At 36.5% G+C, this 24,000-nt stretch carries 20 protein-coding genes; 16 read left to right on the plus strand and 4 right to left on the minus strand.

Annotation, left to right across the window (positions count from 1 at the left end; translation table 11 throughout):
* The first annotated feature begins 94 nt into the window (after positions 1 to 94).
* From BLE01S_RS11165 to BLE01S_RS11180, 4 genes are all read left to right on the plus strand, one after another.
* Positions 95 to 985, plus strand: coding sequence for an NUDIX hydrolase (locus tag BLE01S_RS11165; protein WP_066142265.1), 891 nt, complete (start codon positions 95 to 97; stop codon positions 983 to 985).
* On the plus strand, positions 985 to 1,716 hold the full coding sequence (gene pnuC / locus BLE01S_RS11170; RefSeq protein ID WP_066141650.1) for a nicotinamide riboside transporter PnuC: 732 nt from the start codon (positions 985 to 987) through the stop codon (positions 1,714 to 1,716). Before BLE01S_RS11165 ends, pnuC begins: the two co-directional genes overlap by 1 nt.
* Positions 1,713 to 2,732, plus strand: a complete 1,020-nt coding sequence (gene nadR / locus BLE01S_RS11175; RefSeq protein ID WP_066141652.1) for a multifunctional transcriptional regulator/nicotinamide-nucleotide adenylyltransferase/ribosylnicotinamide kinase NadR — start codon at positions 1,713 to 1,715, stop codon at positions 2,730 to 2,732. The genes pnuC and nadR overlap by 4 nt, the downstream gene beginning before the upstream one ends.
* 153 nt (positions 2,733 to 2,885) lie before the next feature.
* Positions 2,886 to 3,299, plus strand: a complete 414-nt coding sequence (locus BLE01S_RS11180; RefSeq protein ID WP_231955842.1) for a YkvA family protein — start codon at positions 2,886 to 2,888, stop codon at positions 3,297 to 3,299.
* Between the two features lie 164 nt (positions 3,300 to 3,463).
* Here BLE01S_RS11180 and BLE01S_RS11185 read toward each other — a convergent pair whose 3' ends face one another.
* The 3 genes from BLE01S_RS11185 to BLE01S_RS11190 form a co-directional block, all read right to left on the minus strand.
* Positions 3,464 to 5,143 carry a methyl-accepting chemotaxis protein gene (locus BLE01S_RS11185; protein WP_066141655.1) on the minus strand — a complete coding sequence of 560 codons (1,680 nt, stop codon included), beginning with the start codon at positions 5,141 to 5,143 and terminating at the stop codon, positions 3,464 to 3,466.
* A 294-nt stretch (positions 5,144 to 5,437) separates the two neighbouring features.
* Positions 5,438 to 5,563 (minus strand): hypothetical protein, encoded by a 126-nt coding sequence (locus BLE01S_RS21300; RefSeq protein WP_274379912.1) that lies wholly within the window; start codon positions 5,561 to 5,563, stop codon positions 5,438 to 5,440.
* A gap of 100 nt (positions 5,564 to 5,663) precedes the next feature.
* Positions 5,664 to 7,415 carry an alpha-glycosidase gene (locus tag BLE01S_RS11190; RefSeq protein WP_066141657.1) on the minus strand — a complete coding sequence of 584 codons (1,752 nt, stop codon included), beginning with the start codon at positions 7,413 to 7,415 and terminating at the stop codon, positions 5,664 to 5,666.
* Between the two features lie 244 nt (positions 7,416 to 7,659).
* Here BLE01S_RS11190 and BLE01S_RS11195 point away from each other — a divergent pair, with 244 nt between their 5' ends.
* The 8 genes from BLE01S_RS11195 to BLE01S_RS11230 all read left to right on the plus strand — a co-directional run bounded on the left by BLE01S_RS11195 (position 7,660) and on the right by BLE01S_RS11230 (position 19,882).
* Positions 7,660 to 8,955, plus strand: a complete 1,296-nt coding sequence (locus BLE01S_RS11195) for a sugar ABC transporter substrate-binding protein (protein ID WP_066141660.1) — start codon at positions 7,660 to 7,662, stop codon at positions 8,953 to 8,955.
* 386 nt (positions 8,956 to 9,341) lie between these two features.
* Complete coding sequence (locus tag BLE01S_RS11200; RefSeq protein ID WP_066141663.1) at positions 9,342 to 10,625, plus strand: sugar ABC transporter permease; 1,284 nt, start codon at positions 9,342 to 9,344, stop codon at positions 10,623 to 10,625.
* A complete protein-coding gene (locus BLE01S_RS11205; protein ID WP_066141666.1) occupies positions 10,625 to 11,467 on the plus strand; it encodes a sugar ABC transporter permease in 843 nt (280 codons plus the stop codon). Before BLE01S_RS11200 ends, BLE01S_RS11205 begins: the two co-directional genes overlap by 1 nt.
* Positions 11,468 to 11,589: 122 nt before the next feature.
* Complete coding sequence (locus BLE01S_RS11210; protein ID WP_066141668.1) at positions 11,590 to 12,636, plus strand: LacI family DNA-binding transcriptional regulator; 1,047 nt, start codon at positions 11,590 to 11,592, stop codon at positions 12,634 to 12,636.
* Positions 12,637 to 12,668: 32 nt separating this feature from the next.
* Positions 12,669 to 14,351, plus strand: coding sequence for a methyl-accepting chemotaxis protein (locus BLE01S_RS11215; RefSeq protein WP_066141671.1), 1,683 nt, complete (start codon positions 12,669 to 12,671; stop codon positions 14,349 to 14,351).
* 177 nt (positions 14,352 to 14,528) lie between these two features.
* A complete protein-coding gene (locus tag BLE01S_RS11220) occupies positions 14,529 to 18,137 on the plus strand; it encodes an alpha-amylase family glycosyl hydrolase (protein ID WP_066141674.1) in 3,609 nt (1,202 codons plus the stop codon).
* Between the two features lie 143 nt (positions 18,138 to 18,280).
* Positions 18,281 to 19,303 carry a LacI family DNA-binding transcriptional regulator gene (locus BLE01S_RS11225; protein WP_066141677.1) on the plus strand — a complete coding sequence of 341 codons (1,023 nt, stop codon included), beginning with the start codon at positions 18,281 to 18,283 and terminating at the stop codon, positions 19,301 to 19,303.
* Positions 19,304 to 19,405: 102 nt separating this feature from the next.
* Complete coding sequence (locus BLE01S_RS11230) at positions 19,406 to 19,882, plus strand: glutathione peroxidase (RefSeq protein ID WP_174521721.1); 477 nt, start codon at positions 19,406 to 19,408, stop codon at positions 19,880 to 19,882.
* A gap of 103 nt (positions 19,883 to 19,985) precedes the next feature.
* Here BLE01S_RS11230 and ymaG read toward each other — a convergent pair whose 3' ends face one another.
* A complete protein-coding gene (ymaG, locus tag BLE01S_RS11235) occupies positions 19,986 to 20,213 on the minus strand; it encodes an inner spore coat protein YmaG (protein ID WP_066142270.1) in 228 nt (75 codons plus the stop codon).
* A gap of 407 nt (positions 20,214 to 20,620) precedes the next feature.
* Here ymaG and flaG point away from each other — a divergent pair, with 407 nt between their 5' ends.
* Genes flaG through fliT form a run of 4 tightly spaced genes read left to right on the plus strand, consistent with a single transcriptional unit; the run spans position 20,621 to position 23,834 of the window.
* The gene (gene flaG / locus BLE01S_RS11240; protein ID WP_066141682.1) at positions 20,621 to 20,989 is read left to right on the plus strand and encodes a flagellar protein FlaG; all 369 of its coding nucleotides are present in this window, start codon (positions 20,621 to 20,623) and stop codon (positions 20,987 to 20,989) included.
* A 24-nt stretch (positions 20,990 to 21,013) separates the two neighbouring features.
* Positions 21,014 to 23,053, plus strand: a complete 2,040-nt coding sequence (fliD, locus tag BLE01S_RS11245; protein ID WP_066141685.1) for a flagellar filament capping protein FliD — start codon at positions 21,014 to 21,016, stop codon at positions 23,051 to 23,053.
* Positions 23,054 to 23,076: 23 nt separating this feature from the next.
* Complete coding sequence (gene fliS / locus BLE01S_RS11250) at positions 23,077 to 23,481, plus strand: flagellar export chaperone FliS (protein WP_066141687.1); 405 nt, start codon at positions 23,077 to 23,079, stop codon at positions 23,479 to 23,481.
* The gene (gene fliT, locus BLE01S_RS11255; protein ID WP_066141690.1) at positions 23,481 to 23,834 is read left to right on the plus strand and encodes a flagellar protein FliT; all 354 of its coding nucleotides are present in this window, start codon (positions 23,481 to 23,483) and stop codon (positions 23,832 to 23,834) included. The genes fliS and fliT overlap by 1 nt, the downstream gene beginning before the upstream one ends.
* Positions 23,835 to 24,000: the final 166 nt, after the last annotated feature.

Below are 24,000 nucleotides of genomic sequence, written 5' to 3' on the forward strand. Positions count from 1 at the left end.
GGTTATTTTTATTTTTTAGATAGTATCATATTGACAATAACAGAGTGTGGAGTATAATGATATTATCAAATTGATAATAAGAGGAGTGTTAATGATGAATAATGAAACTTCCGCTTCAGAACAACAATTTTTAAAAACATATAATCCAGAACAGTATAAAAGGCCGTCGGTTACGGTAGATATGTTACTTTTTACAGTAGCAAGAGGCGAACAAAAGAATTATCGCAAGCTTCCGGATATGGAATTAAAGCTATTACTTGTAAAACGTGGGAAGCATCCATTTAAAAATCAGTGGGCATTGCCCGGAGGATTTGTTCAGGTAGATGAAAGCCTCGAAGAAGCTGCATACAGGGAGTTGAAAGAAGAAACAAATGTGGAGGAAGTATATTTAGAGCAACTATATACATGGGGGGCAGTCGAGAGGGATCCAAGAACAAGAATTATTAGTGTTTCCTATTTAGCACTCGTCGACCATACGAAACTCACGGTCAAATCTGGTGATGATGCAGCGGAGGCTGAGTGGTTTACCGCGACACTAAAAATCCAAGAGGAAGAAAAGAAAATGACAGAAGAAGGTTTTGTTCAAAGAGAGACTTTTCTTCTAACATTACGAAACGATGAAACAACATTGACAGCTGATGTGATTGTACATCGTACTAAAATTGGAAAAGTGGAGACTACGAAAACAGACATATCCTTAAGCAAAGGCATCGCTTTTGACCATGCAAAAATCATTGTATATGCGTTAGAACGCCTTCGCAATAAAGTTAGTTATACGGATGTTATTTTTACATTGATGCCTGATACATTTACACTAACGGAATTGCAAAAGGTGTATGAAACGATCTTAGATAAAAAGTTGATTAAAGCCAACTTTAGGAGAAAGATCTCTCATATGGTGTTAGAAACAAATGAATTTACGACGGAGGCAGGGCATAGACCATCACAATTATTTACATTTAAAAATGATTGGAGCGATGATTGATGGAAGCAGAAGCAGTTCAAAAAACGACTGAATCTACATTTATTCATTATTTTGGCATATGGACTTGGTTTGAGAAAATTTGGCTTACTATATTTACTGCCATTACAATCTATTTGTTTTTTGCTTTCGAGGACAGTTTAATTGGGCTTGTATCATCATTGACAGGAATGCTCTGTGTCGTGCTTGTTGCTAAAGGAAAAATTACTAATTATTACTTCGGTATCATCAATACTTTGACTTACGGTTATTTAGCTTATACGTACGGACTTTACGGTGATGCGATGTTGAATCTACTATTTTATTTTCCTGCTCAATTCATCGGCATTTACTTGTGGGGTAAGCATCGCGCAACTGGAAATGTGCAAGGAGAAGACGTTGTCGTAGCTCGAGTACAAAAGAAATTTAGACTGATTGTATTAACAATCTTACTATGGGCCCTTTATGCGATCTTTCTTGTATATCTTGGGGGAAGAAGTATTGGGCTTGATTCTGCTACCACTATATTATCTGTAATTGCACAAATTTTAATGATTAAAAGGTATGTGGAACAATGGCTTGTGTGGATTTTAGTTAATATTCTTTCGATTGCAATGTGGATTATTGAGTTAATTCGTCAAGATGGAAATGATTGGGCGATAGCCCTTATGTGGACAGCATTTTTAATCAACAGCATATATGGTTACTTAAATTGGCGAAAACTATATAAGAAACAGGAGGTGCTAACGAAATGAAAAAAGTCGGAATGTATGGGGGTAAATTTTTACCTGTGCACCAAGGACATGTGAATGCAATGACGATTGCTTCAACGATGGTGGATGAGTTGCATATTATTGTTTCCTATGATGAAGAATATGAAAAAAGGTATTTTGAAAATAGTTCACTAGAACCAATCCCATATAAGCAACGACTTCGCTGGTGGAGTCAAATGACAAAGCAAATGGATCATGTATACGTCCATGCGGTGAAGGAAAAGCAAACTGGTTCTTTTTCTGATTGGGAAGAAGGTGCACGACAAATTAAGCAAGCAGTTGGAAAGGAAATCGATGTTGTTTTCAGTTCAGAAAAAAACTATTCTCCTACTTTTGAGAAATTATACCCACAGGCAGTACATGAAATCATTGATAATGAGCGCATCATGGTAGATATTTCAGCAACAAGAATTCGTGAAGAGGGTGTTTATCAACACTGGGAGATGATACCAGAAGAGGTACGCCCGTATTTCGTGAAAAAAGTGGTCGTAGTAGGGACGGAAAGCTGCGGTAAATCAACACTTGTGAAGAACTTGGCTCGGATTTTCAATACGAGGTACGTAGAAGAATACGGGCGTACCTATTATGAAAAGTTTAAGGATTGTGTATCAGTTACTCAAGAAAGTGACTATCATGAAATCGCTTTTGAACAAAAATATCACGAAAAAATGCAAGCGGAGAGAGCAAATAAAGTGCTTTTTATAGATACCGAAGCAATAGTGACTCAGTATTATTCAGAGCTTTATGTAAATAAAAATCAAGAAATTTTAACGAGTATCGCGAAACTGCAAGACTATGATTTATATCTATTTCTCGAACCGGATGTAGTGTGGGTAGATGATGGGACACGTGTCCATGGCGAGCAATATGTCCGAGATGAAAACAATCAGCGCTTGAAAAAAATGCTCAATAACTATGGAGTGAACTTTCACGAAATTAACGGAAGTTATTATGAGCGGCTGAAAAAAAGTAGGCAATTGGTTGAAAGTATCTTGTAGGAAAAAGCATTCTTAACAAATGAAAATTTAATTGTATCGCTCCATGATGCGCCAGTTTAACTATTCCATAGGATTGTACTTTTATTGCTTGAAGATGATAGAATTGGGTATTGTAAAATATAAAAGGAAATTGAATCGAAAAGGTGATAATACTTGAAGAAACAACAGGAAAATAAAATCCACTTAGAAAAGGTTAATATGGAAGAAAGTACGAGGAATATGGATAAACATTATTCAGAATCAAAATTCATAAACAAAATAAAGAAAACAGGTGGAAAGCTTGCACAAAAAGCGTTATATGCAGGCCTAGTACTCTTTTATGCATTAAAAAGTCCGAAATTACCGCAGCGCTCTCGTCTTGTTATCTTTGGAGCTTTAGGATATTTTATTTTACCGATCGATTTGGTACCTGACTTTCTACCGATCATTGGTCTTAGTGATGATGCAGCTATCTTAATCGCTGCCCTCGGTAAACTTTACGAGGCAATTGATGAGGAAACGAAAGAACAAGCTCGCAAGAAAATGCGTGATTGGTTTGGGGTCGACTATGAAAGTGAATTTGCATAATAAGTAAAAAGAGCATTCCACCAGTAAATAATGAGGGGGAGTGCTCTTTTCCACTTTGTTTAGCTATAGTCTCAATGTCAAGGTTAAGACCAATCGCCAAAGAGTAGAGGCCGATCTTCTTACCGTCTTGTCATATGCTGGTCGCCTGTGAGCGAGTGCATCTCTTAAATTGTAAATTTATTTGCGGTTGATTTCAGTTCGTCCGCTAAGTTTGCAAGTAGGTCTGCGTTTTCGGAAATTTTTTCAATTTGATGAGCTGTCTCTTCAACAGATGCGGTTGTTTCTTCAACTCCTGCTGCTGTTTCTTCTGTCACAGAGGCAATTTCAGTAACACCTTCAGTCAGTTGACTCCCGATTGCTTCCATTTGAATTAAATCTTTAGACATATCGGTTGTCAAAGTAGACATTTCATTCGTTAGATGAGTGATTTCTTGGAAAACTTTACCCGTTTCTAGAATTTTATCCTTACCTTCCGTCACGCTGTCGTATCCGCTCTTAAGAGAGGTAGCAACAGTCGCCGAGCCTAATTGGACATTATCTACGATACCGGTAATTTCTTGCACGGAAGTAGATACTTGTTCCGCCAACTTTCTTACTTCATCCGCTACAACAGCAAACCCTTTTCCTTGTTCCCCTGCGCGTGCAGCTTCAATTGCCGCATTCAATGCCAATAAATTCGTTTGAGCCGCAATGTCTTGAATAACTGTAACAAGCGTAGAAATTTCCCTCGTCTGCTCATCTAGTGTTTTCATCTGTTTTACTGAATCTTGAACAATTGAATCGATCATATTCATTTGGTCAACAGAAGATGCCATCATTTCATTTCCCTTGGTTGTCATTTCTAATACTGAATTAGACGAATGTAAAACGCTTTTCCCTAATTCATTTGCATGTTGCACTTCATTAAAAAAGCTTGAAACCATCTCTGCCATTGTTGTTGCTGTACCGGCTTGGGCTTCAGATCCAGAAGCTAATTCCTCCATCGTGGCAGCAATTTGATCGGAAGCTTCATTCACCTGTAATGTTGCTGCAGACAAAGTGGAACTTTGTTCATTGACCAAGTCGGCTGTTTCGAGTGTCTGAGAGACTGTTGTTCGTACTTCCTTGTTCATTTTATTAACAGAATCGATAAGTTGTCCAATTTCATCTTGAAGTTTGGTTTCAATAGGTGGTTCATTTAAATAACCATCTGCAATTCGTTCCATTCGTTGGGAAACTGTTACTACAGGTTTTGAGATAGTATTTGCAATAATAAAAGAAACGATGGCCCCAATAATGATAACAAAAATAGCCAAAATGATATTTACATTGCGGATTAAATAACCTTGCTCTGCACTTTGCATGCTATCAGAAGCAATTTGATTTTGCCTCTTTGACGCAATTTCATCAAAGCCTTCCATCACTTCACCTGCAAGAGGAGAGGCTAACGTTTCGTCTATTCGCGATGCTTCCTCCATGTCTCCACGTTCAATCGCCGGAAACACTTGCTCTGTAATAATTTCACGCCATTGTATACTTTTATCAACAAGCTCTTTCACGGCATTATTATTTGTATTTGCTAATAGTTGATCTTGTAATTGTTGACTCTCTTCCGTGTATTGAAGGAATAGTTCCTTATAATTCTGATCTTGATGAATAAAGTAACCCCGTGCCAATGCTACACGATCAGCTATATTAAATGCGAGTCTGCTGTCAATAATCATTGTAGGAATATCTTCCTCGGCAGTTTTCTCGATTTTATTTACTAAGATTGTTATGCCTATTAAACTAGAAACAGCCATAAAGACCGCTAAAATAATCACAACTAAAAAGCCTAAATTAATTTTTAAACGAAGTGATTTCATGCCCATTCTCCTTTTTTCTGGTTGTTATTTTTATATCGGTATTAATTTGTAAAAAAACAGGGCAAATAGTACTAGGTGGAAGGTGATTTTTGGGACATTTAAAAAGAAATTAAATAACACAGTATATATTAATTAGGTAAGTTATTTATGTATAGGTTATTTATGTATAGCTTATGGATAGTAACTATCAACACAATATAGAATTTCATTACAGTACGGATCCTCGTAAAAATAAAAACCCCGTAGAGAAGTCATCTTCTCTACGGGGTTTAGGTGTTAGATTGACATAGGTTATTATTTTGCTTTTTTGGGACCGCTAAAGTTTTTAACTTGGTCCATTAATTTATTTCGGGATTTTTCATTTCTTAATAAGTATGCTGCGCCAAGGGCAACAGATGTGAGCAATGCTTTATTTTTCATGAAGACACTCTCCTTTTATCGTAATGACTGTGCCTTCTTCTTATTCCCCAATTATACAAAAATACACGGAAAATGGTGATAAAATCTGTGAAATTGGAATTTAAGTTAATTCTAATATAATAAAATCATAAGGCTCTAAAGTGATTGTACTATCACTGAAAGGTGAATCAGACCACAGATTTAGCATTTGATGATCGGCTAACTCTACTGGTATTTGAAATTCTCCCTCTTGATCGGCTGTATTGAAAATGATTAATATTTTTTTATTTTTATTGCTTTTCATGAATCCAAAACAATTAGAATCTGCTGTCTCTTCATGAAGAAAGGAAAGTTCGCCATCATTTGCTAGAAGTGGGTGTTCTTTGCGTAGCGAGATTAATTTTCTAACATGATTAAACATATCGCGGTCTTGTTGTGACTCATTCCATACCATACATTTTCTACAACCTGGATCCTCGCCACCATCCATCCCAATTTCATCCCCGTAATAAATGCACGGTGTTCCCATAAATGTAAGCAAGAAAGTGAATATTTGTTTTAGTCTTCGCTTGTCGCCCATACACTCATTAAGAATGCGAGGTGTATCATGGCTGCCTACTAAATTAAATGCGGTTGCGTTTACTGTATCAGGATACATATACATAACGGTTGTCATATTTTCCACAAATTCCTTTGTAGTAATTACTTTCTTGGCAAATAAATCTAGTACGTTTCTTGTTAAAGGATAATTCATGACTGCATCAAACTGATCGCCTCTTAACCAAGGCATTGAGTCATGCCAAATTTCCCCTAGTATGTATAAATCCGCTTTAATATCTTTTACCTCACGACGAAATTCACGCCAAAAATCATGATCTACTTCATTAGCAACGTCTAGTCTCCAACCATCAATATCAAATTCTTCCACCCAATACCTTGCAACATCAAGTAAATATGTACGCACTTCTTGATTTTGTGTATTTAACTTTGGCATAAATGGAGTAAATGCAAAAGTATCATAATTTGGAGCTGGGTCTGTTACAACTGGGAAGTCGCGAATATAAAACCAATCATTGTACTTAGAGTCCTCCCCATTTTCTAATACATCTTGGAAAGGAGGGAAGTAATAACCAGAATGATTAAAAACAGCATCGAGCATTACTTTGATGCCATTTTTATGACATATAGTTATAAGTTTTTTCAACGTTTCTTTATCCCCGAATTGTGGGTCGATTTCCATATAATCGATCGTATCGTATTTATGGTTAGAATAAGCTGTGAAAATCGGTGTGAAGTAAATACCACCAATTCCTAGATGCTTTAGATAATCAATATTTTCAATAACACCATCTAAGTCACCACCGAAGAAATTATCTACTTTCGGTTCGGAGCTCCCCCAAGCTAATGACCCTTTTGGATCATTAGTCTTGTTACCATTCGCAAACCTTTCTGGGAAAATTTGATACCAAACAGTGTCTTGTACCCAAGATGGTGGTGTGAAGACTTCTGAAGGGTGAACAAAAGGAATACAAAAATACTGTGCAATGTCAGTTGGACGTTCCGCTTTGAACCCATTTTCTCCAAAAAAAATAATGTTAGCGCCGTCATTTAATTCAAATCCATAGCGAAGTCTTTTGTATTCGGGTTTCAGATGCATTTTCCAATAATCAAATAAAGCATCAGATCCGCTTTTACTCATAGTCGTTTCATTGCAAACCCATTTTTTATTTTGCCAATCATACGGATCACCGTGAATCAACTGAATAGAATGAATATCATCTTTTGCAGTTTTAATCATTAAACAAACTTCACCATTCGCGCAAGCGTATGCGTAATTATCAGTAGCTCTATGGGTTACGGCCAAATGATTCATATATCCCACTCCTATGAAAATAGTATAGTGAATTAAATGTATATCATCATAGAATTAGTTGTCAATGTATGTATATTCAAATAATTTAATTTGATATTTTTATAAAAGTAGTTGCACTTTTTAAAAAGTTAGTTATAATACAATTTATAAGCGCAATCGTTTTCATAGACTTGGAAGCGATTAATTTTTCGAATCCAAGCGCAATCGATTGCACTATAAACATAATTTATATGGAGGGGTCAAGATGAAGAAGTCAATCTCGTTGCTACTAGCTATGATGCTAGTAATCGGTATGCTCGCAGCATGTGGACCGAGCAGAACGGAAACAAATGATAGCGGAAACACAGGTAGTAAGGAAAAGGAAGAAGAAAATAACGCGGTAGAAGAAACAGATAAGCCTGATAAATTAGTAGTTTGGGTGAATGATGAAGAGTCACAAAAAGTTGCACTACGTGAAATTTTTGATAAATATGAAGAAGAAACAGGGATTACAGTTGAGCAAGTAGAAATGAATATGCTTGATCAAATTGAAGCACTTGCACTTGATGGTCCAGCTGGAAAAGGTCCGGATTTATTCTTCCAGCCACATGACAGAATTGGAAATATTGTTTTGCAAGGTCTAGCTGATCCAGTAGAGTTAGGGGATGCAAAAGAAGAGTATGTTGGAACTTCTATTGAAGCAGTCACATATGATGGCGATATTTGGGGAGCGCCCTTAGTAGTTGAAACGTATGGTACTTTTTACAATAAAGATTTAGTCGATAAAGCTCCAGAAACAATGGATGAACTTATGGAAATTGCTAAAACTCAAACAGATCAATCGAAAGATGAATACGGTTTCTTAATGGAAGCAGCGAACTTTTATTTCTCTTATCCATTCTTTGCAGCAACAGGCGGCTATGTGTTCAATAAAGAAGACGGTGCTTATGATGTAAATGATATTGGATTAAATAATGAAGGCGCAATTAAAGGTGGAGAGCTGATTGGTTCTTGGTTTAAAGAAGGCTATATTCCAGTAGAAGTGAACCCAGATATTATGAACGGATTATTCAATGATGGGAAAACAGCTGTTGTTATTACAGGTCCTTGGAATATACCGACATACAAAGAAGCACTAGGTGATAAGCTTGGTACAGCTATTTTACCGAAAATTGATGGAAATGTACCACAATCATTTGTTGGTGTGAAATCATGGATGCTTTCTTCTTATTCAGACAATAAGGAATGGGCTACAGATTTAATGAAATTTACTACAAACACAGAAAACTCGTTACATTATTTTGAAAATGCGGGAGAAATGCCAGCAAACGCAGCAGCTCTTGAAGATGAAAAGGTAACTTCAGATGAATTGATTAAAGCATTCGCTCAACAAGTTGAATATGGTGAGCCAATGCCATCGGCTCCAGAAATGCAGCAAGTTTGGGATCCGTTTAATAATGCACTTGCTTTCATTGCAAAAGGAGAGCCAGTAAAAGAAGTATTGGATGAGGCAGTAGAAACAATCAAAGATAGTATCCAAGCTTCAGGTGGCGGTCAATAAGCTAAGAGTTTATGAAGTGACTATTGGTATTGTCATGTTATATGGAGGTGCCGATATAATCACATCTTGTTGAGTTAGAAGGCTATGTTAATGATGCTGTTGATTCTTTAGCTCATTTTAGCCCTGGCTTCATGACGGGCGAGAGAAATTACTTTCCCATTCATGAGGCCAGGGCTACCTTTCAGATTAGCTAAGAGACGTGAGATAACAGGGTTTAAAAGTCGTTGAATCAACAATATTGATTAATATAGTCGAATGAAAAAAGGGAGAATAAAGTTAAGCCTCTGGCGGTTGCCTTAGATATTATAAGGGATTTATCGAGCAAGCTTGATAAAAATCTGGGCACTAAAACGCCAAGGAGAATTTGATCTTTAGGAGGATTGCATATGTCGGATGGACATAGAAGTAGGCATAATCCGAAATTGGCAATGGTCCTATCCATTATTTTTGCTGGTCTCGGTCAATTATACAATCGACGCTGGATTAAAGGAATTATATTTATTGTTGCAGAGATTGCTTTTATTGTAACGCTTGGAAGCTTTGTGAATGAAGGGATTTGGGGGCTACGAACACTTGGAACGATTCCAGGAGAACATCATTCAATATTCCTACTAATTTTCGGACTTATTTCTTTGATTATCCTTGGATTTACCATCGCATTATATGTATATAACATGATTGATGCAAAAAAAGATGCAGAACGAATTGTTAGGGGAGAAGAAAAACGCAGCTTTATAGAAGCGATTAGTCATGCATGGGATAAAGGGTTCCCTTATGTATTTGTAACACCTGGTCTGATTATGCTTCTATTTATTGCGGTATTACCTTTGTTATTTACCATTGCACTTGCTTTCACTGATTACAATCTATATAACACGCCACCTAGAAAATTATTAAACTGGGTTGGATTCGAAAACTTTAAAAATATGGTCACGTTAAAGGTTTGGAAAGACACGTTTTTCAGTGTGTTCGCATGGACACTTGTATGGACAGCGATAGCTACAACCTTGCAAATTGCCCTTGGGTTGATCCTAGCATTATTGGTTAATGATCCACGGATTAAATTTAAAAGATTCATTAGAACCTTCTTGATTTTGCCTTGGGCTGTACCAGCGTTTGTAACAATTTTAATTTTTGCTGCAATGTTTAATGATAAGTTTGGAACGATTAATAGAGATCTACTTTCTATGATTAATATTGCTATCCCGTGGCTTCAAGATCCTTTTTGGACTAAAACAGCGCTAATAATGATTCAAACATGGCTTGGTTTTCCATTTGTATTCGCTTTGTTTACGGGTATTCTTCAAAGTGTATCTAAGGAATGGTACGAAGCTGCTGATGTTGACGGTGGAACGCGTATGCAGAAATTCAGATATATTACGTTACCGCATATTATGTATGCGACTGCCCCATTATTGATTATGCAGTATGCAGGGAATTTTAATAACTTTAACATTATTTATCTATTTAATAATGGTGGTCCTGCGGTACGCGGACAAAGTGCAGGAGGAACTGATATCCTCATTTCATGGGTATATAAACTTACATTTGAGTTGAATCAGTATAATATGGCTGCAGCTATTTCCTTAATTTTAGGGCTGATTGTGATGGGATTTGCCTTCTTCCAATTCCGACGTACTCGTGCCTTTAAAGAGGAGGGGAATATTTAATGAATCCAAAAGTGAAATCAAGAATAGAAGTTACACTGATTTATCTCTTTCTATTAATCATGTTTCTTGTAATTGCATATCCACTAGCATGGACAATCGGGATGTCTTTAAACCCCGGTACAAGCCTATATTCCGCAAGTATTATTCCTGAAAATTGGTCACTAACGCATTATAAGTGGTTGTTAACCGGTGAAAATAGTAATTACTTATCATGGTATAAAAATAGTTTAATTGTTGCGATTGCTAATGCATTTTTCTCTGTTATTTTAACAGCATTAATTGCTTATGCATTCTCACGCTATAAATTTGTTGGACGTAAATATGGTTTATATACTTTCTTATTACTGCAAATGTTTCCATCATTAATGGCAATGGTTGCTATATATGTCATGCTGAATATGATTGGTTTACTAGATACCTTACAAGGGTTGATATTGATTTATGTAGGTGGGCAAATTCCATTTAATGCTTGGCTTGTAAAAGGATTTTTCGATACTATTCCGCGGGAGTTAGATGAAGCAGCAAGAATCGATGGTGCGGGGCATCTTACTGTATTTTTCAAAATTATGTTGCCACTAGCTAAACCAATTCTTGGTGTTGTTGCTTTATTTAACTTCATGGCTCCATTTGTGGATTTCATACTGCCGCGAATCGTTTTACGCGATCCTGAGAAGTTTACACTTGCCGTCGGATTATTTAATTTCATTAATAATGAATTTGCAAATAACTTTACACGCTTTGCTGCTGGTTCAGTTATGATCGCTTTACCAATCGCGATCGCTTACTTATTCTCACAAAAATATTTAATTTCCGGGCTAACTGCTGGAGGAACGAAAGGTTAAGAAAAAGGTCGGTTGCTATCTTACTGTCTTCTTTAAAAATAAAGAAGACAGGGGGAGGCAATGGTGAAATTATTTCGTGATTAATGGATGATTCACTTCAGAAGTGAGCAAGGAGGAAGAGCGTGTCGATAACAATAAAAGATGTGGCGAAATTTGCAAATGTCGCTCCTTCCACTGTTTCAAGAGTAATTGCGGATAATCCTAGAATTAGTGAGAAAACAAAAAAACGTGTACGTGAGGCAATGAAAGAGCTTGGATATCATCCAAATTTTATCGCAAGAAGTTTGGCAAGACAGTCCACTAAAGTCATTGGACTAGTTATGCCTGGTTCAGCAGACATCATCTTTCAAAATCCATTTTTTTCAAATGTATTAAGAGGATTAAGTGAAAGTGCACATGAAAAGAATTATGCATTACAGATGACGACAGGGAAGACTGAAGATGAAATTTTCGAAGGCGTGGTACAAATGGTTCAGGGCCGAAGAGTGGACGGACTTGTTCTTCTGAATTCCCATGTGGATGACAAAATAATGGAATATTTACGAAAACAAAATGTTCCATTTGTGGTTATTGGAAAGCCGTTTAAATATGTAGAAGAGATTACCCATGTTGACAATGATAATTTTCAAGCAACAAGGGAAGTAACAGAGTATTTGCTTCAACTCAACCATGACCGGATTGCATTTATTGGTGGAAGTTTAGATCTTGTTGTAACAATCGAACGTCTCTTAGGTTACGAAAAGGCTTTGCAGCTTGCTGGGATTGAATTAAATAATCAATATGTGATCCATGAGGAGTTCCTCCGAGAAGGTGGAAGAGAAGCTGTTTCCGAACTGTTAAAACTCTCCGATCCACCGACAGCCCTAGTAGTTGCAGATGATTTAATGGCATTAGGTGTGTTAAACATGCTTGCAGAGCTAAATGTTTCAGTACCAGAAGATATATCTATTGTCAGTTTTAATAATGTATTGATAGCTGAAATGGGTAATCCACCTCTAACCTCTGTTGACATCAATATTTTTTCACTTGGATACGAAGCTGCGAAAAATTTAATTCTACATATTAACAATACACAGGAACCAATAAAACGAGTGATTGTACCACATAAACTTATTATCCGATCTTCTTGCATGAAAAACATTGAGAATGATCTGGTGTCATTAGAATAAAGAATAGGGAAGTATTTATTGGGGGAAGAGAAATGAAAACAATAAAAATAAAGATAATAAGTGGGTTTGTTGTAGTTATTTCTCTTGTAATGATAATGGGTGTAATTAATTTTATTTCTACACAAATAACGAATCAAAAGGCAGCTATTGTAGTGGACGATGAGCTGCCTTTGCTAAACCTTTACGAAGCAATAAATTTTAATATGAATGAAAGAACATCATTGGCTAGAGGATATTTACTATATGACCAAAAGGCATATTATAATGCTTTTACTTCTGCTACTGATGATATTCGTGTATTAGAAAAGCAACTAATAGCGCTATCACCTCATAAATCTACACAGGAATTAGTAGATAGAGTACATGCGTGGGAGCAGTTGATGGATAAGCAAGTGTTTTCACAATATGATAATGAGGATAAAGAAAGGGCAATAGACAATTTTAGAAAAATAGTTGAGCCTGTAGGCCTACAATTAAGAACAACTTTAAATGAATTAGCTACTACTAGAGTAGAGAATATATCAACCAGTGGCGAAGATATCATAAAAAGCGGTTCAAGGGCGGCTATCATTAGTATCGGACTTACAGTTGGGATTATCGTAATTGGCATTGCAGTCGCTCTTTTTATTGCTAATTCGTTATCAAGGCCTATCGTGAGGGTTGTTAAACGGATGAAGTCAATTGCAGATGGCGATTTAACACATGAGGATTTAAAAACGCGCTCAAAAGACGAAGTTGGAGTCCTCATTCATGCAGTCAATGATATGAACAAGCAAATTCGAGAAATGGCAGTTGAAATTGGGACTGCATCAAAGAAAGTCACTAATCGTAGTAAGGGATTAAGTCAGTCAGCAATGGAAGTTAATATAAGTAGTGAGCAAGTGGCAGTAACAATGAAGGAACTGGCACTAGCTTCCGAATCCGAGGCTCAATCTGCAGCACAGTTAGTGGATTCGATGGGGTTATTATCAGATAATATTCACGATGCAAATGAGCACGGTCGTCAAGCAAACCTTGTAACGGATGAGGTTCTTGAATTTATTGTAAAAGGAAATACAGCGATGAATGAATCGGTTTCCATGATGAAGGTCATTGATGAAAATGTGAAAGTAGCAGTTAAAAAAGTTGGAAAACTTGATAAGCATTCGAATGAAATTTCCCAATTAGTAAATGTTATTTCTGATATTGCTGAACAGACAAATCTATTAGCGTTGAATGCAGCAATTGAGGCAGCGCGAGCAGGCGAGTTTGGAAAAGGCTTTGCAGTCGTTGCGGATGAAGTGAAGAAGCTTGCTGAGCAGGTGGCTAAATCAGTGTCAAATATTACTGGGATAGTTTCCACAATCCAGATTGAAACAAATGATGTAGTGGATTCGCTACATGATAGTTTTGAACATGTAGAATTAGGAACAAAACAAATTGAAGCAACTGGACTTGCATTTGAATCAATAAGTCAAGCGGTTCATCAAGTAGTCAAACAAATTCAAATTATTTCAGCCGACCTAACGGAAATAGCTGGTAATTCTGAGATAATGAATCATTCTATTGCTAATATAGCAGCAATTACGGAAGAAGCTTCAGCGGGCATTGAGGAAACAGCAGCCTCTGCTAGTGAGACAACAAATTCTATGAATAAAATTGTGGAAAATGTAGAATCTTTATCGGAAGTAGCGGTTAACTTAGACCACTTGATTAGAAGGTTTAAAGTTTCTTAGAAAGCTGGAAGAAAAATATTGCATCTGGAGCTGTCTAATCATTAGACAGCTCCAGAACCAATTGGATTGGTCATTTTCAAAAAGGTGAGTTTGTATCTGATCATTTTATTCTTATTATATAATCAAGAGACTGAATATTTATATTAATCTGACTAATGGGAGAGGGATATATATATAATGACAAAAAAAGTGCAACAAAAAAAGATGTCTGTTTTTGCGATATTACTAATGATTTTCAGCTTGTTTTCCGGGTATTTACCGCAAATCTCGGCCGAATCTAACAGTACATTAGGCAGTCCAGTTTTAAATGAAGATAGAACGGTCACATTTAATTACGAAGATGCTTCAGCAGGAAGTGTGCGTGTTGCAGGAAGCTTTACCAATTGGGATGAGCACCCACTTGTTATGGTTAATGATGAAGGGCTGTGGACAACAACTACAGATGAATTAACCCCTGATGTATACGAATATAAGTTTATCCTAGGCGATGATGAGTGGATCAAGGATCCACTTAATATAGAAGAAGAAGGTGGAAACAGTAAACTCGTTGTACCAGGGATTAACCTAATACCGATTGCTTCTTTACAAGAAATAAATAGCACAACGAAATTGAAGGCTAACATCATTGAAGGTAATGGGATAATTCAAGAAGAATCATCGGAAATAACTTGGTCTTTAGAAAGTGCTCCACCAGGTGTTGAAATTAATGGGGCAACATTAACAATTACCGAAAATGCACCAGTTGGTACAATATTTATTATAAAAGCTACTAAAGGAAATGATACAGCTACGAAAGAAATAGAAATCTCTGCACAAATGAATCAGTTTACGATAAATTATCATCGAATCGATAACAATTTAGAAGATTGGAATGTGCATATTTATGAAGGCGGATACGAAGCAAGGAATTATAATTTTGAATCGGAGTATGCTGTACAAATGGGGGATGGCAAAGAGTTTAAATTCTCTAAAGGTACATATTCATTCCCGAATAATAGCTTTAAAATAATCCCTCGTAAAGCTAACTGGGAAAGCCAAGATTTGGAACAATACGTACTAATGCCAGAAGGGAAGAAAGAAACAGAGATCTGGATTATTCAAGGATATCCAGAAGTTTACATGAGCGAAAGTGCGGCTATTGCTGCATTAACAGATTCCGTATCACCTCATATCCAATTTGTATATGAACGTTCGGATGCAAACTATGATGATTGGGATGTATGGGTGTGGGGGACAGAAGCACAAAATGATAATATTAATTTTACAAACTTTAAAGATGGAAAAGCAATCGCCGATATAGGGGTAGGCCCGCTTGCAGATCGAGTTGGCTTTAAAGTACGTAAAGGTAACTGGGAACAAGAGGAGCCAGGTGGAGACCGTTATATTGATGTAAATAGAATGGATCCAATAACAAAAGTCTATGTGAAAAGTGGGGAAACTGAGTTTTTTACTGTTCCATCTATGGAAGCACCAGAAGTCAATAATGGAAATGCAACATTTTATTATCGTGACAAGAATTTATACGTATCAGATCAAATGTCGAAAATTGAAAAGGTAGAACTTAGCATTTTAGGCGAACGACATGAAATGACTAGAGAGAAAAATAGTGAGCGTTTTGTATTTACTTATAATGATCTTCCATATGGTGATCATGAATATACATTCTTTGTAACGATAGAAGGAGAAACAACTGAAGTAGCGGATCCATATTTCGCAGTCGACGGAAAATCAATCATTTCTTTCTTCAAACCAGAAATGGAAATAAAGGGTACTGTTTCTCCTGCGGCCATTGATTATAGTCAAAATGCCGTATTAACACTAGATTTATTGAATGAGACCGAAGCCGAATTACGTGGAATCTATGTTGATTTGACAGAGGTTGGTGGTGAATCGAATGTAACAATTGATCCAGATTTGGATAGAGTCACAATAGCTGTTCATGAATCTATTACAGCAGGTGTAAAAACACTTCCATTAAAGGTGGTTGATGTATACGGAAATGAGCATACAGGTGAAGCGAAAGTAACAGTGAAAGCTCGTAATTTTGTCGGAGAGGCTGACTTTGATTGGGATGAAGCGAGGATTTATTTCCTTCTAACAGATCGATTTTTTAATGGAGACACGACAAATGATGATCCGTATCGTGTAGGATATGACAAGAACGAAGCAGGAGCATATCAAGGCGGAGATTTTAAAGGAATTACAGAAAAGTTAGATTATCTCCATGATCTAGGAATTAATACTATCTGGATCAACCCAATTGTAGAGAACATTGCTTATGATGTACGCTATAATGATGAACCACATCTTACCCCGTACTATGCTTATCATGGTTACTGGGCAAGTAATTTCAATGAGCTAAATCCTCATTTTGGAACGATGGATGATTTTCATGAATTAATTGATGAAGCGCATGCAAGAGGTATGAAGCTTATGGTCGATGTAGTGGTGAATCACGCAGGTTATGGATTAAAAGAATCAGATGAAGCATTAGATGGGACAATTCCGCAATTTCCAACGAATCAAGACAGAGAGCGGTTCGCTGGGATGCTTCGTGATGGGGGAAGCGGTGATATAAAAGGTGAATTAGCTGGTCTTCCTGATTTCATGACAGAAGAACCGGATGTACGCCAGCAACTAATTGATTGGCAAACCCAATGGATTGAAAAATCTAGAACACCAAATGGAAATACGATTGACTATTTCCGTTTGGACACAGTGAAACATGTGGAAAATACAACTTGGAGGGCATTAAAGAATGCCCTAACAAATGAAATGCCTGAATTTAAGATGATAGGCGAAGCTTGGGGAGCAAGTCAGCATAATGATTATGGTTATCTTAATTCAGGAATGATGGATTCTCTCCTAGACTTTGATTTTAAATATCAAGCGAGAGATTTCGTTAATGGTAAGATAGATTCAGTAGAAAATGATTTGAATAAACGAAACGATTTAATCAATAACACAGCTACTTTAGGGCAGTTTCTAAGTTCTCATGACGAGGATGGTTTCCTCCAGCAATTTAAAGGCGAAGAAGGTAAATGGGGGAAACTTATGGTTGCAGCATCTGTACAAATTACCGCAAAAGGTCAACCAGTTATATATTATGGTGAAGAGTTAGGGATTTCTGGGGAAAATAACTATCCATATCTTGAAAACAGACAGAATCTACCATGGGATAAAGTAGACGGAAATGAAATACTTGAACATTATACGAAGGTTTTAAATGCACGTAAAGATCATTCAGCTATATTTTCAAAAGGTACGAGACAAACGTTAGCAGGTTCTGATGAGCTTGGTTATTCTGTATTCGAAAGAGCCTATGCAGGAGAATCGGCCATTGTTGGATTAAATACTGGAATCGAAGCAACTGAAATAACATTTTCGGTTCCATTTTCGGTAGGTCAGGTTGTTACTGATGTTTACAGTGGTAAAAACATTGTTGTGGGAAACGATCAAAAAGTAACTGTTCAGCTACCAGGGATGCAAGATGGTGGTACATTTATTTTAGTAGTTGAAAATGAAAATGAACAGCCAGTAGAAGAAGATGTACCAGTAAAAAATGAAACACCAAAGGTAAACGAAAAGCAAGTGGAGAGTGGTAAAACAAGTGATGATGAAACTGCAGGATTGAATGAATTATCAACCTCACAAGCTGAAAAGAAGTTGCCTAATACTAGTACAGCTCTTTATAATTGGCTTATGTTAGGTGTATTACTCTTTATAATAGGAAGCGCAATCTTATTAGCGCAGCGAAAAAGAAAAGCTAATAAAATAGATTTTTAATAAATGATAGAAGGGTGTTTCGAAAATAGAAGTTTTGGAGACACCCTTCTTAATTAATACAATCTGTACATCATTGAATTGGAGTGATAGGATTTATATATATAACCAAAGATAATTTAAAAGTAAGAAAGTAGGATACATAAATGGCAATAACGATAAAAGATGTGGCTAAATTTGCTAATGTCGCACCTTCCACGGTCTCAAGAGTAATAGCTGATAATCCTCGAATAAGTGAAAAAACAAAAAAAAGAGTTCGTGAAGCAATGGAAGAACTAGGTTACCATCCTAATTTTATTGCGAGAAGTTTAGCAAGTCAGTCTACTGAGGTAATAGGTCTTGTTATGCCCGGATCCGCAGATAAGACTTTTCAAAATCCTTTCTTTTCCAATATTTTAAGAGGATTAAGTGAAAGTGCACATGAAAAAAATTATGCATTGCAAATGACTACTGGTAAAACAGTTGATGAAATTTATGAGAATGTCGTGCACATGGTGCAAGGTGGAAGAGTAGATGGGCTTGTCCTTCTGAATTCCCGTGCCGATGATAAAATTATGGAATATTTACGGAAAAGAGATTTTCCTTTTGTGGTGATTGGTAAACCATACATGCATGAAGAAGAAATTACACATGTTGATAATGATAATTTTCGTGCATCTAAAGAAGCGACTGAATATTTACTAGAGCTTGGGCATGAGAGCATTGCATTTATTGGTGGAGATCTTAGCCTAGTTGTAACGATTGATCGTTTGCTTGGCTATGAAAAAGCATTACGGATTGCGGGAATTGAGTTAAATAATCAATATGTCATTCATGAGGAATTTTTACGCGAAGGTGGACGCGAAGCTATATCAGAGTTGCTAAAGCTTTCAGATCACCCTACAGCTTTAGTTGTTGCAGATGATCTAATGGCCTTAGGAGTGTTGAATACGCTTGCTGAATTAAATATTTCCGTTCCAGAGGACATTTCTATCGTAAGTTTTAATAATGTTTTATTTGCGGAAGTAGCAAATCCACAACTTACATCTGTAGATATTAATATATTTACACTTGGCTATGAAGCTGCAAAAAACCTTATTTTAAAAATTAATAATCCGAATGAACCAGTGAAGCGAATTATCATACCACATAAATTGATCATCAGAGAATCTAGCGCAAAAAAACATTAATTTTTCAAACAACTTTTTAAGTGTTCAGTGCTTTTGTTCTGCCACATGTTCTTTGAAAGGTTTTAAACTAAATTGGGATAAAAGTAAACTGGGGGTTTGATGATGTCTATTTACCAATATTCAGCAACAGGAATAGATGGATCGGAAAGAAATCTTAGTGAGTTTGAAGGAAAGGTATTACTAATCGTTAACACGGCAAGTAATTGCGGTTTTACAAGGCAATTTGGGGAGTTACAATTATTGTATCAAAAGTATGAAAAAGAAGGCTTTTCCATTTTAGGTTTCCCATGTAATCAATTTAGAAATCAAGAGCCAGGTAGTGCAGAAGAAATCCAAACTTTTTGTCAAAAAAATTATGGGGTTACATTTCCTCTGTTTTCTAAGGTCAATGTAAAAGGAGAAAGAATACATCCAGTCTTTGAGTATTTGACAGGTCATGGTAAGGGTTTTTTAACTAACGAGGTAAAGTGGAATTTTACAAAATTCCTCATTGGTCGTAATGGTGAAGTTGTAAAACGCTACGCACCAACTAAAGATCCATTAAAGATAGAAAAGGATATTAAGAATCTTTTAAACTGAGGATATAAATAGATCTGAATTGGTAGAATGAAGGAAATAGAAATTTCCCGGGAAATGTCGAAAAGACAGACTGACCTTGTGCAAGTCAGTCTGGTCTCTGTTATCAATAATAATAATATGGGTAATATGGATAACCGTATCCAAATCCATACCCATATGGCCCGCCAAGTAAGGCTCCCGCAGCAAGCCCCCCTAAGAATCCAGTAGCGAGTGGAACCCCGAACCCGAAAGGTCTTCCAAATCCAAATCCATATGGACGCCGACCAAAACCAAAAGGTCTTCTGCCAAATCCATATGGACGGCCAAATACTCTTTCGTCTTGATGTTCCATTGGGAAAGGCTGATTATATCCATAAACATCATTATATTGTTGCATAGAGCATCCTCCCTTTAGTATTCATTGAACCAATAACAATCCATCATATGCATTTGTACTAGAAATGGAGCTTGAAAGAGGCTGAAATTGGGCAATAGAAAAAAGACTTGCTAAAAAATAGCAAGTCTTTTTTCTCAACTAGTAGGGGGGGACTCCACAAATTACTTTGTCATTCCAAATAATTTATGGAGTAATAATCTATCTATTCCCGCCCATGAATAAAGTAAACATTTTTTTTGGGGAACTTTAACATTTATCTTGACTAAAGCAAACATGAAACAAAAAATCTGTTAAACAATCCCACTGATTAGCCGATAATAGGGATAAGTACATACATATAATTGTATAAGGGGAGAACGAGAATGGTCGGACAAGTTGGGGTTGGAGGCGAATTTTCAGCTGTTACTGCTACAGCAACGGATAATTCAACAAGAGTAGACGTCCGTGCTTTAGCAAATGATGTAAAGGTTATTCTAGGAAAAACGGAACAGACTGCTGTTATTCCAAAGGAACAGGTCGAAAAAATTGTCGGTGGGATGAATGATTTTTTAAAAGCATCACCGCATTCGAATTTGAAATTTGAGTTCCATGAAGAACTGAATGAATATTACGTTACTATTGTGGATGATATAACTAATGAAGTAATTAAAGAAATTCCACCGAAAAAAATGCTGGATATGTTCGCAGCAATGACAGAATTTCTCGGTTTAATGGTAGATAAAAAGATCTAATCGTTTTTGAAGGAGTGCATAAAGATGAGAATTGCTGGATTGGCTAGTGGAATGGATATAGATATGATGGTGAAAAATCTAATGCAAGCGGAACGATTGCCATTAGATAAACTAAAACAAAAAAAGCAAATACTAGAATGGCAACGTGATGATTATCGCTCAATCAATACACAATTACTTAGCTTCCGTGACAAACTTGCGCAATTAAAATTGACACCGAATTACCGTGCGAGAACAGTAACATCTTCGAACGAAGATAAAGTATCGGCAACCGTAACTAGTGGGGCGTCACAAGCTTCTTATTCGATTTCACAAGTGGAACAATTGGCGACGGCTGCGACGAGGAAAAATGCTGGGAAAGTTACGATTGATCCAACCAAATCCCTAGGCAGTCAGAATATGGGGGATAACTTTTGGAGTCAAGGTGTCGTTCAGTCAAAAACATTTAATGTAAAAGAAGAAAACAAATCGACGTTTCAGCTCCAGGAGGGGACCTTAAAAGATCCTTTAAAAGCTAGTGTTAAAGTAAATGGACAAAGTATGGAAGTCATTCCATATGATTCAAGTAAATTACCTGAAAAAGGGCAAGTCGCTATTGACTCTGCTGGAAATCTCACTTTTAATGAAGCATTAGCAAAGGATAGCGTTGTTAAAGTTGACTATATACTAGTTGAAAAGAAAGTGGAATTTCAGCATGCTGATGACGCAAAAGATCCATTGAAAAATTGGAATATTGGGGCCGGATCAATTGCTTCAGCAACAATTACAATTAACTCGGTTGACTATAAAATGGATACAATTGTAACTGATGGATTTGCTGCCTTGAAAAATGGAGATACCGTAATTGGAAAAATTAATCCGACTACTGGTGCAATAATTTTTGAGCCAGGCCTTGAAAAAGGTACAAAAGTTGATGCGACTTTCAAACAAAATTATTCTGCTTTTGAGATTGAAACCCATACTTCCAAAGGAAAAGTAAAGGAACAATTTTATATTACTGAAAATGATACTTTAAACAGTGTCATCCGCAAAGTAAATGAATCAGATGCAGGAGTTACAATGTTTTATGATTCTCATACCCAACAAATGACATTAACAAGAAAAGAAACTGGTGATTTTAATAAAGATACCTTAGATGATGATGGAAAAGTTACGACTAGAAATGCCGAAATTGTTGTTTCAGGTGATTTTATGGAAAAGGTTTTGCATTTCAATAATGATATGGAACACGAAAATGGCGGTCAAAACGCCAAATTCACTATAAACGGTCTTGCAACGGAACGTAATTCCAACACTTTCGATATGAATGGAGTTACATTTACACTTAAGCAAACATTTGCGGAATCACCGGGAGAATCCGTTGCAATTTCAATTGGAAACGACAGCAACCAAGTATTTGAAAACATCAAAGGATTTGTTGATCAATACAATGAGCTCATTGCAGAGATTGGCAATAAATTAACTGAAAAAAAGAATCGTGATTACAAACCTTTAACGGATGAGGAACGTGAGGAACTCTCAGATAAACAGATAGAAAAGTGGGAAGACCTAGCGAGAAGTGGTTTATTGAGGAACGATCCAGCATTATCCGGTGTGATATCTGCAATGCGTTTAGATATATCGAGTAATGTAGAGACCAATGGTTTATTCTCGCAATTAGCAAGCATTGGTATTAGTACGACATCGAATTATATGGAAGGCGGAAAACTGGAAATTAACGAGGCAAAATTAAAAGAGGCTCTAGAAAAAGATCCGGGATCTGTCGAGAATTTATTCCGTGGGACTGGCAGTGATGCTGGCCGGGGAATTGTCCATAAATTGTATGATACTGTAGATGCTTCTATTAAGAAAGTACAGGATAAGGCAGGAAGAGCGACGTCAACGGATCAGCAATTTGCACTGGGGCGTGAGTTATTAAACGTCGGTAAAGGTATTGATCGCTTTGAAGATAAAATGAAAATCGTTGAGGCTCGTTATTGGAAACAGTTTACCGCTATGGAACAGGCAATTCAGAAGGCAAATAGTCAGTCTGCGTATTTAATGCAACAATTTAGTGGCTTTTAAGTTGAAAGGTAAGGGTGGTAAATTTGGCTATGAATAATCCGTACCAGGCATATAAACAAAACTCTGTAACAACTGCGTCACCTGGTGAGTTAACATTAATGCTTTATAACGGTTGTTTGAAATTTATTAATATGGCGAAAAATGCAGTTGAAATGAAAGATATTGAAGCAAAAAACATAAATATTCAAAAGGCGCAAAATATTATTACTGAGTTGATGGTTACTCTAAATATGGATTTAGAAATTTCGAAAAATATGTTGTCCTTATATGATTATGCGAATCGTCGTTTAATTGAGGCGAATATTCAGAGTGATACTGCTATGCTTACAGAGGTTGAAGAGCTTATTACTGAGTTTCGTGATACTTGGAAGCAAGCAATTCAAATGAACAGGCAGCAGAAACATGCAGTAGCTGGTGGCGCTATATAATGAAGAAACAGCTCGAAACTTGTGTATTAATCTCTGAGCAATTACTAGAACAAGCAAAAACAGTAAATGATCAGGAACGGGATGAACAGATAAAAAGAATTGAAGAATTACTGCAACAGCGTGAAGAAGTCCTGCCACATATACATGGTCCATTTACACCAGAAGAAATGACTATTGGCAAACATTTATTGCAGATCAACATAGAGCTTGATGCATTACTAACAAATATTCAGATGACTATTCAAAAAGATATGAATCAGTTGGAAAAGAAAAAAACTTCCGCCACACGCTATGCTAATCCATATGCAAGCATGCAGGAATTAGATGGAGCGTTTTATGACAAACGCAAATAAAAAAATAAAGTTCTTAAGTTAAATACATGCAAAGAAAGCTAGATCAGTGATGATTCTAGCTCTTTTTTCTAAATCCTCACAAATTCGACAAAATTCTTATGAAGGTTAAGCAGGTATTTTATGTGGTATATAGAATAGTATATACATAGCCTTTAAATAAGGAGGA

Origin of the sequence: Lederbergia lenta NBRC 16444 (genome assembly GCF_001591545.1) — a bacterium.
Taxonomy (GTDB): Bacteria; Bacillota; Bacilli; order Bacillales; family Bacillaceae_C; genus Lederbergia; species Lederbergia lenta.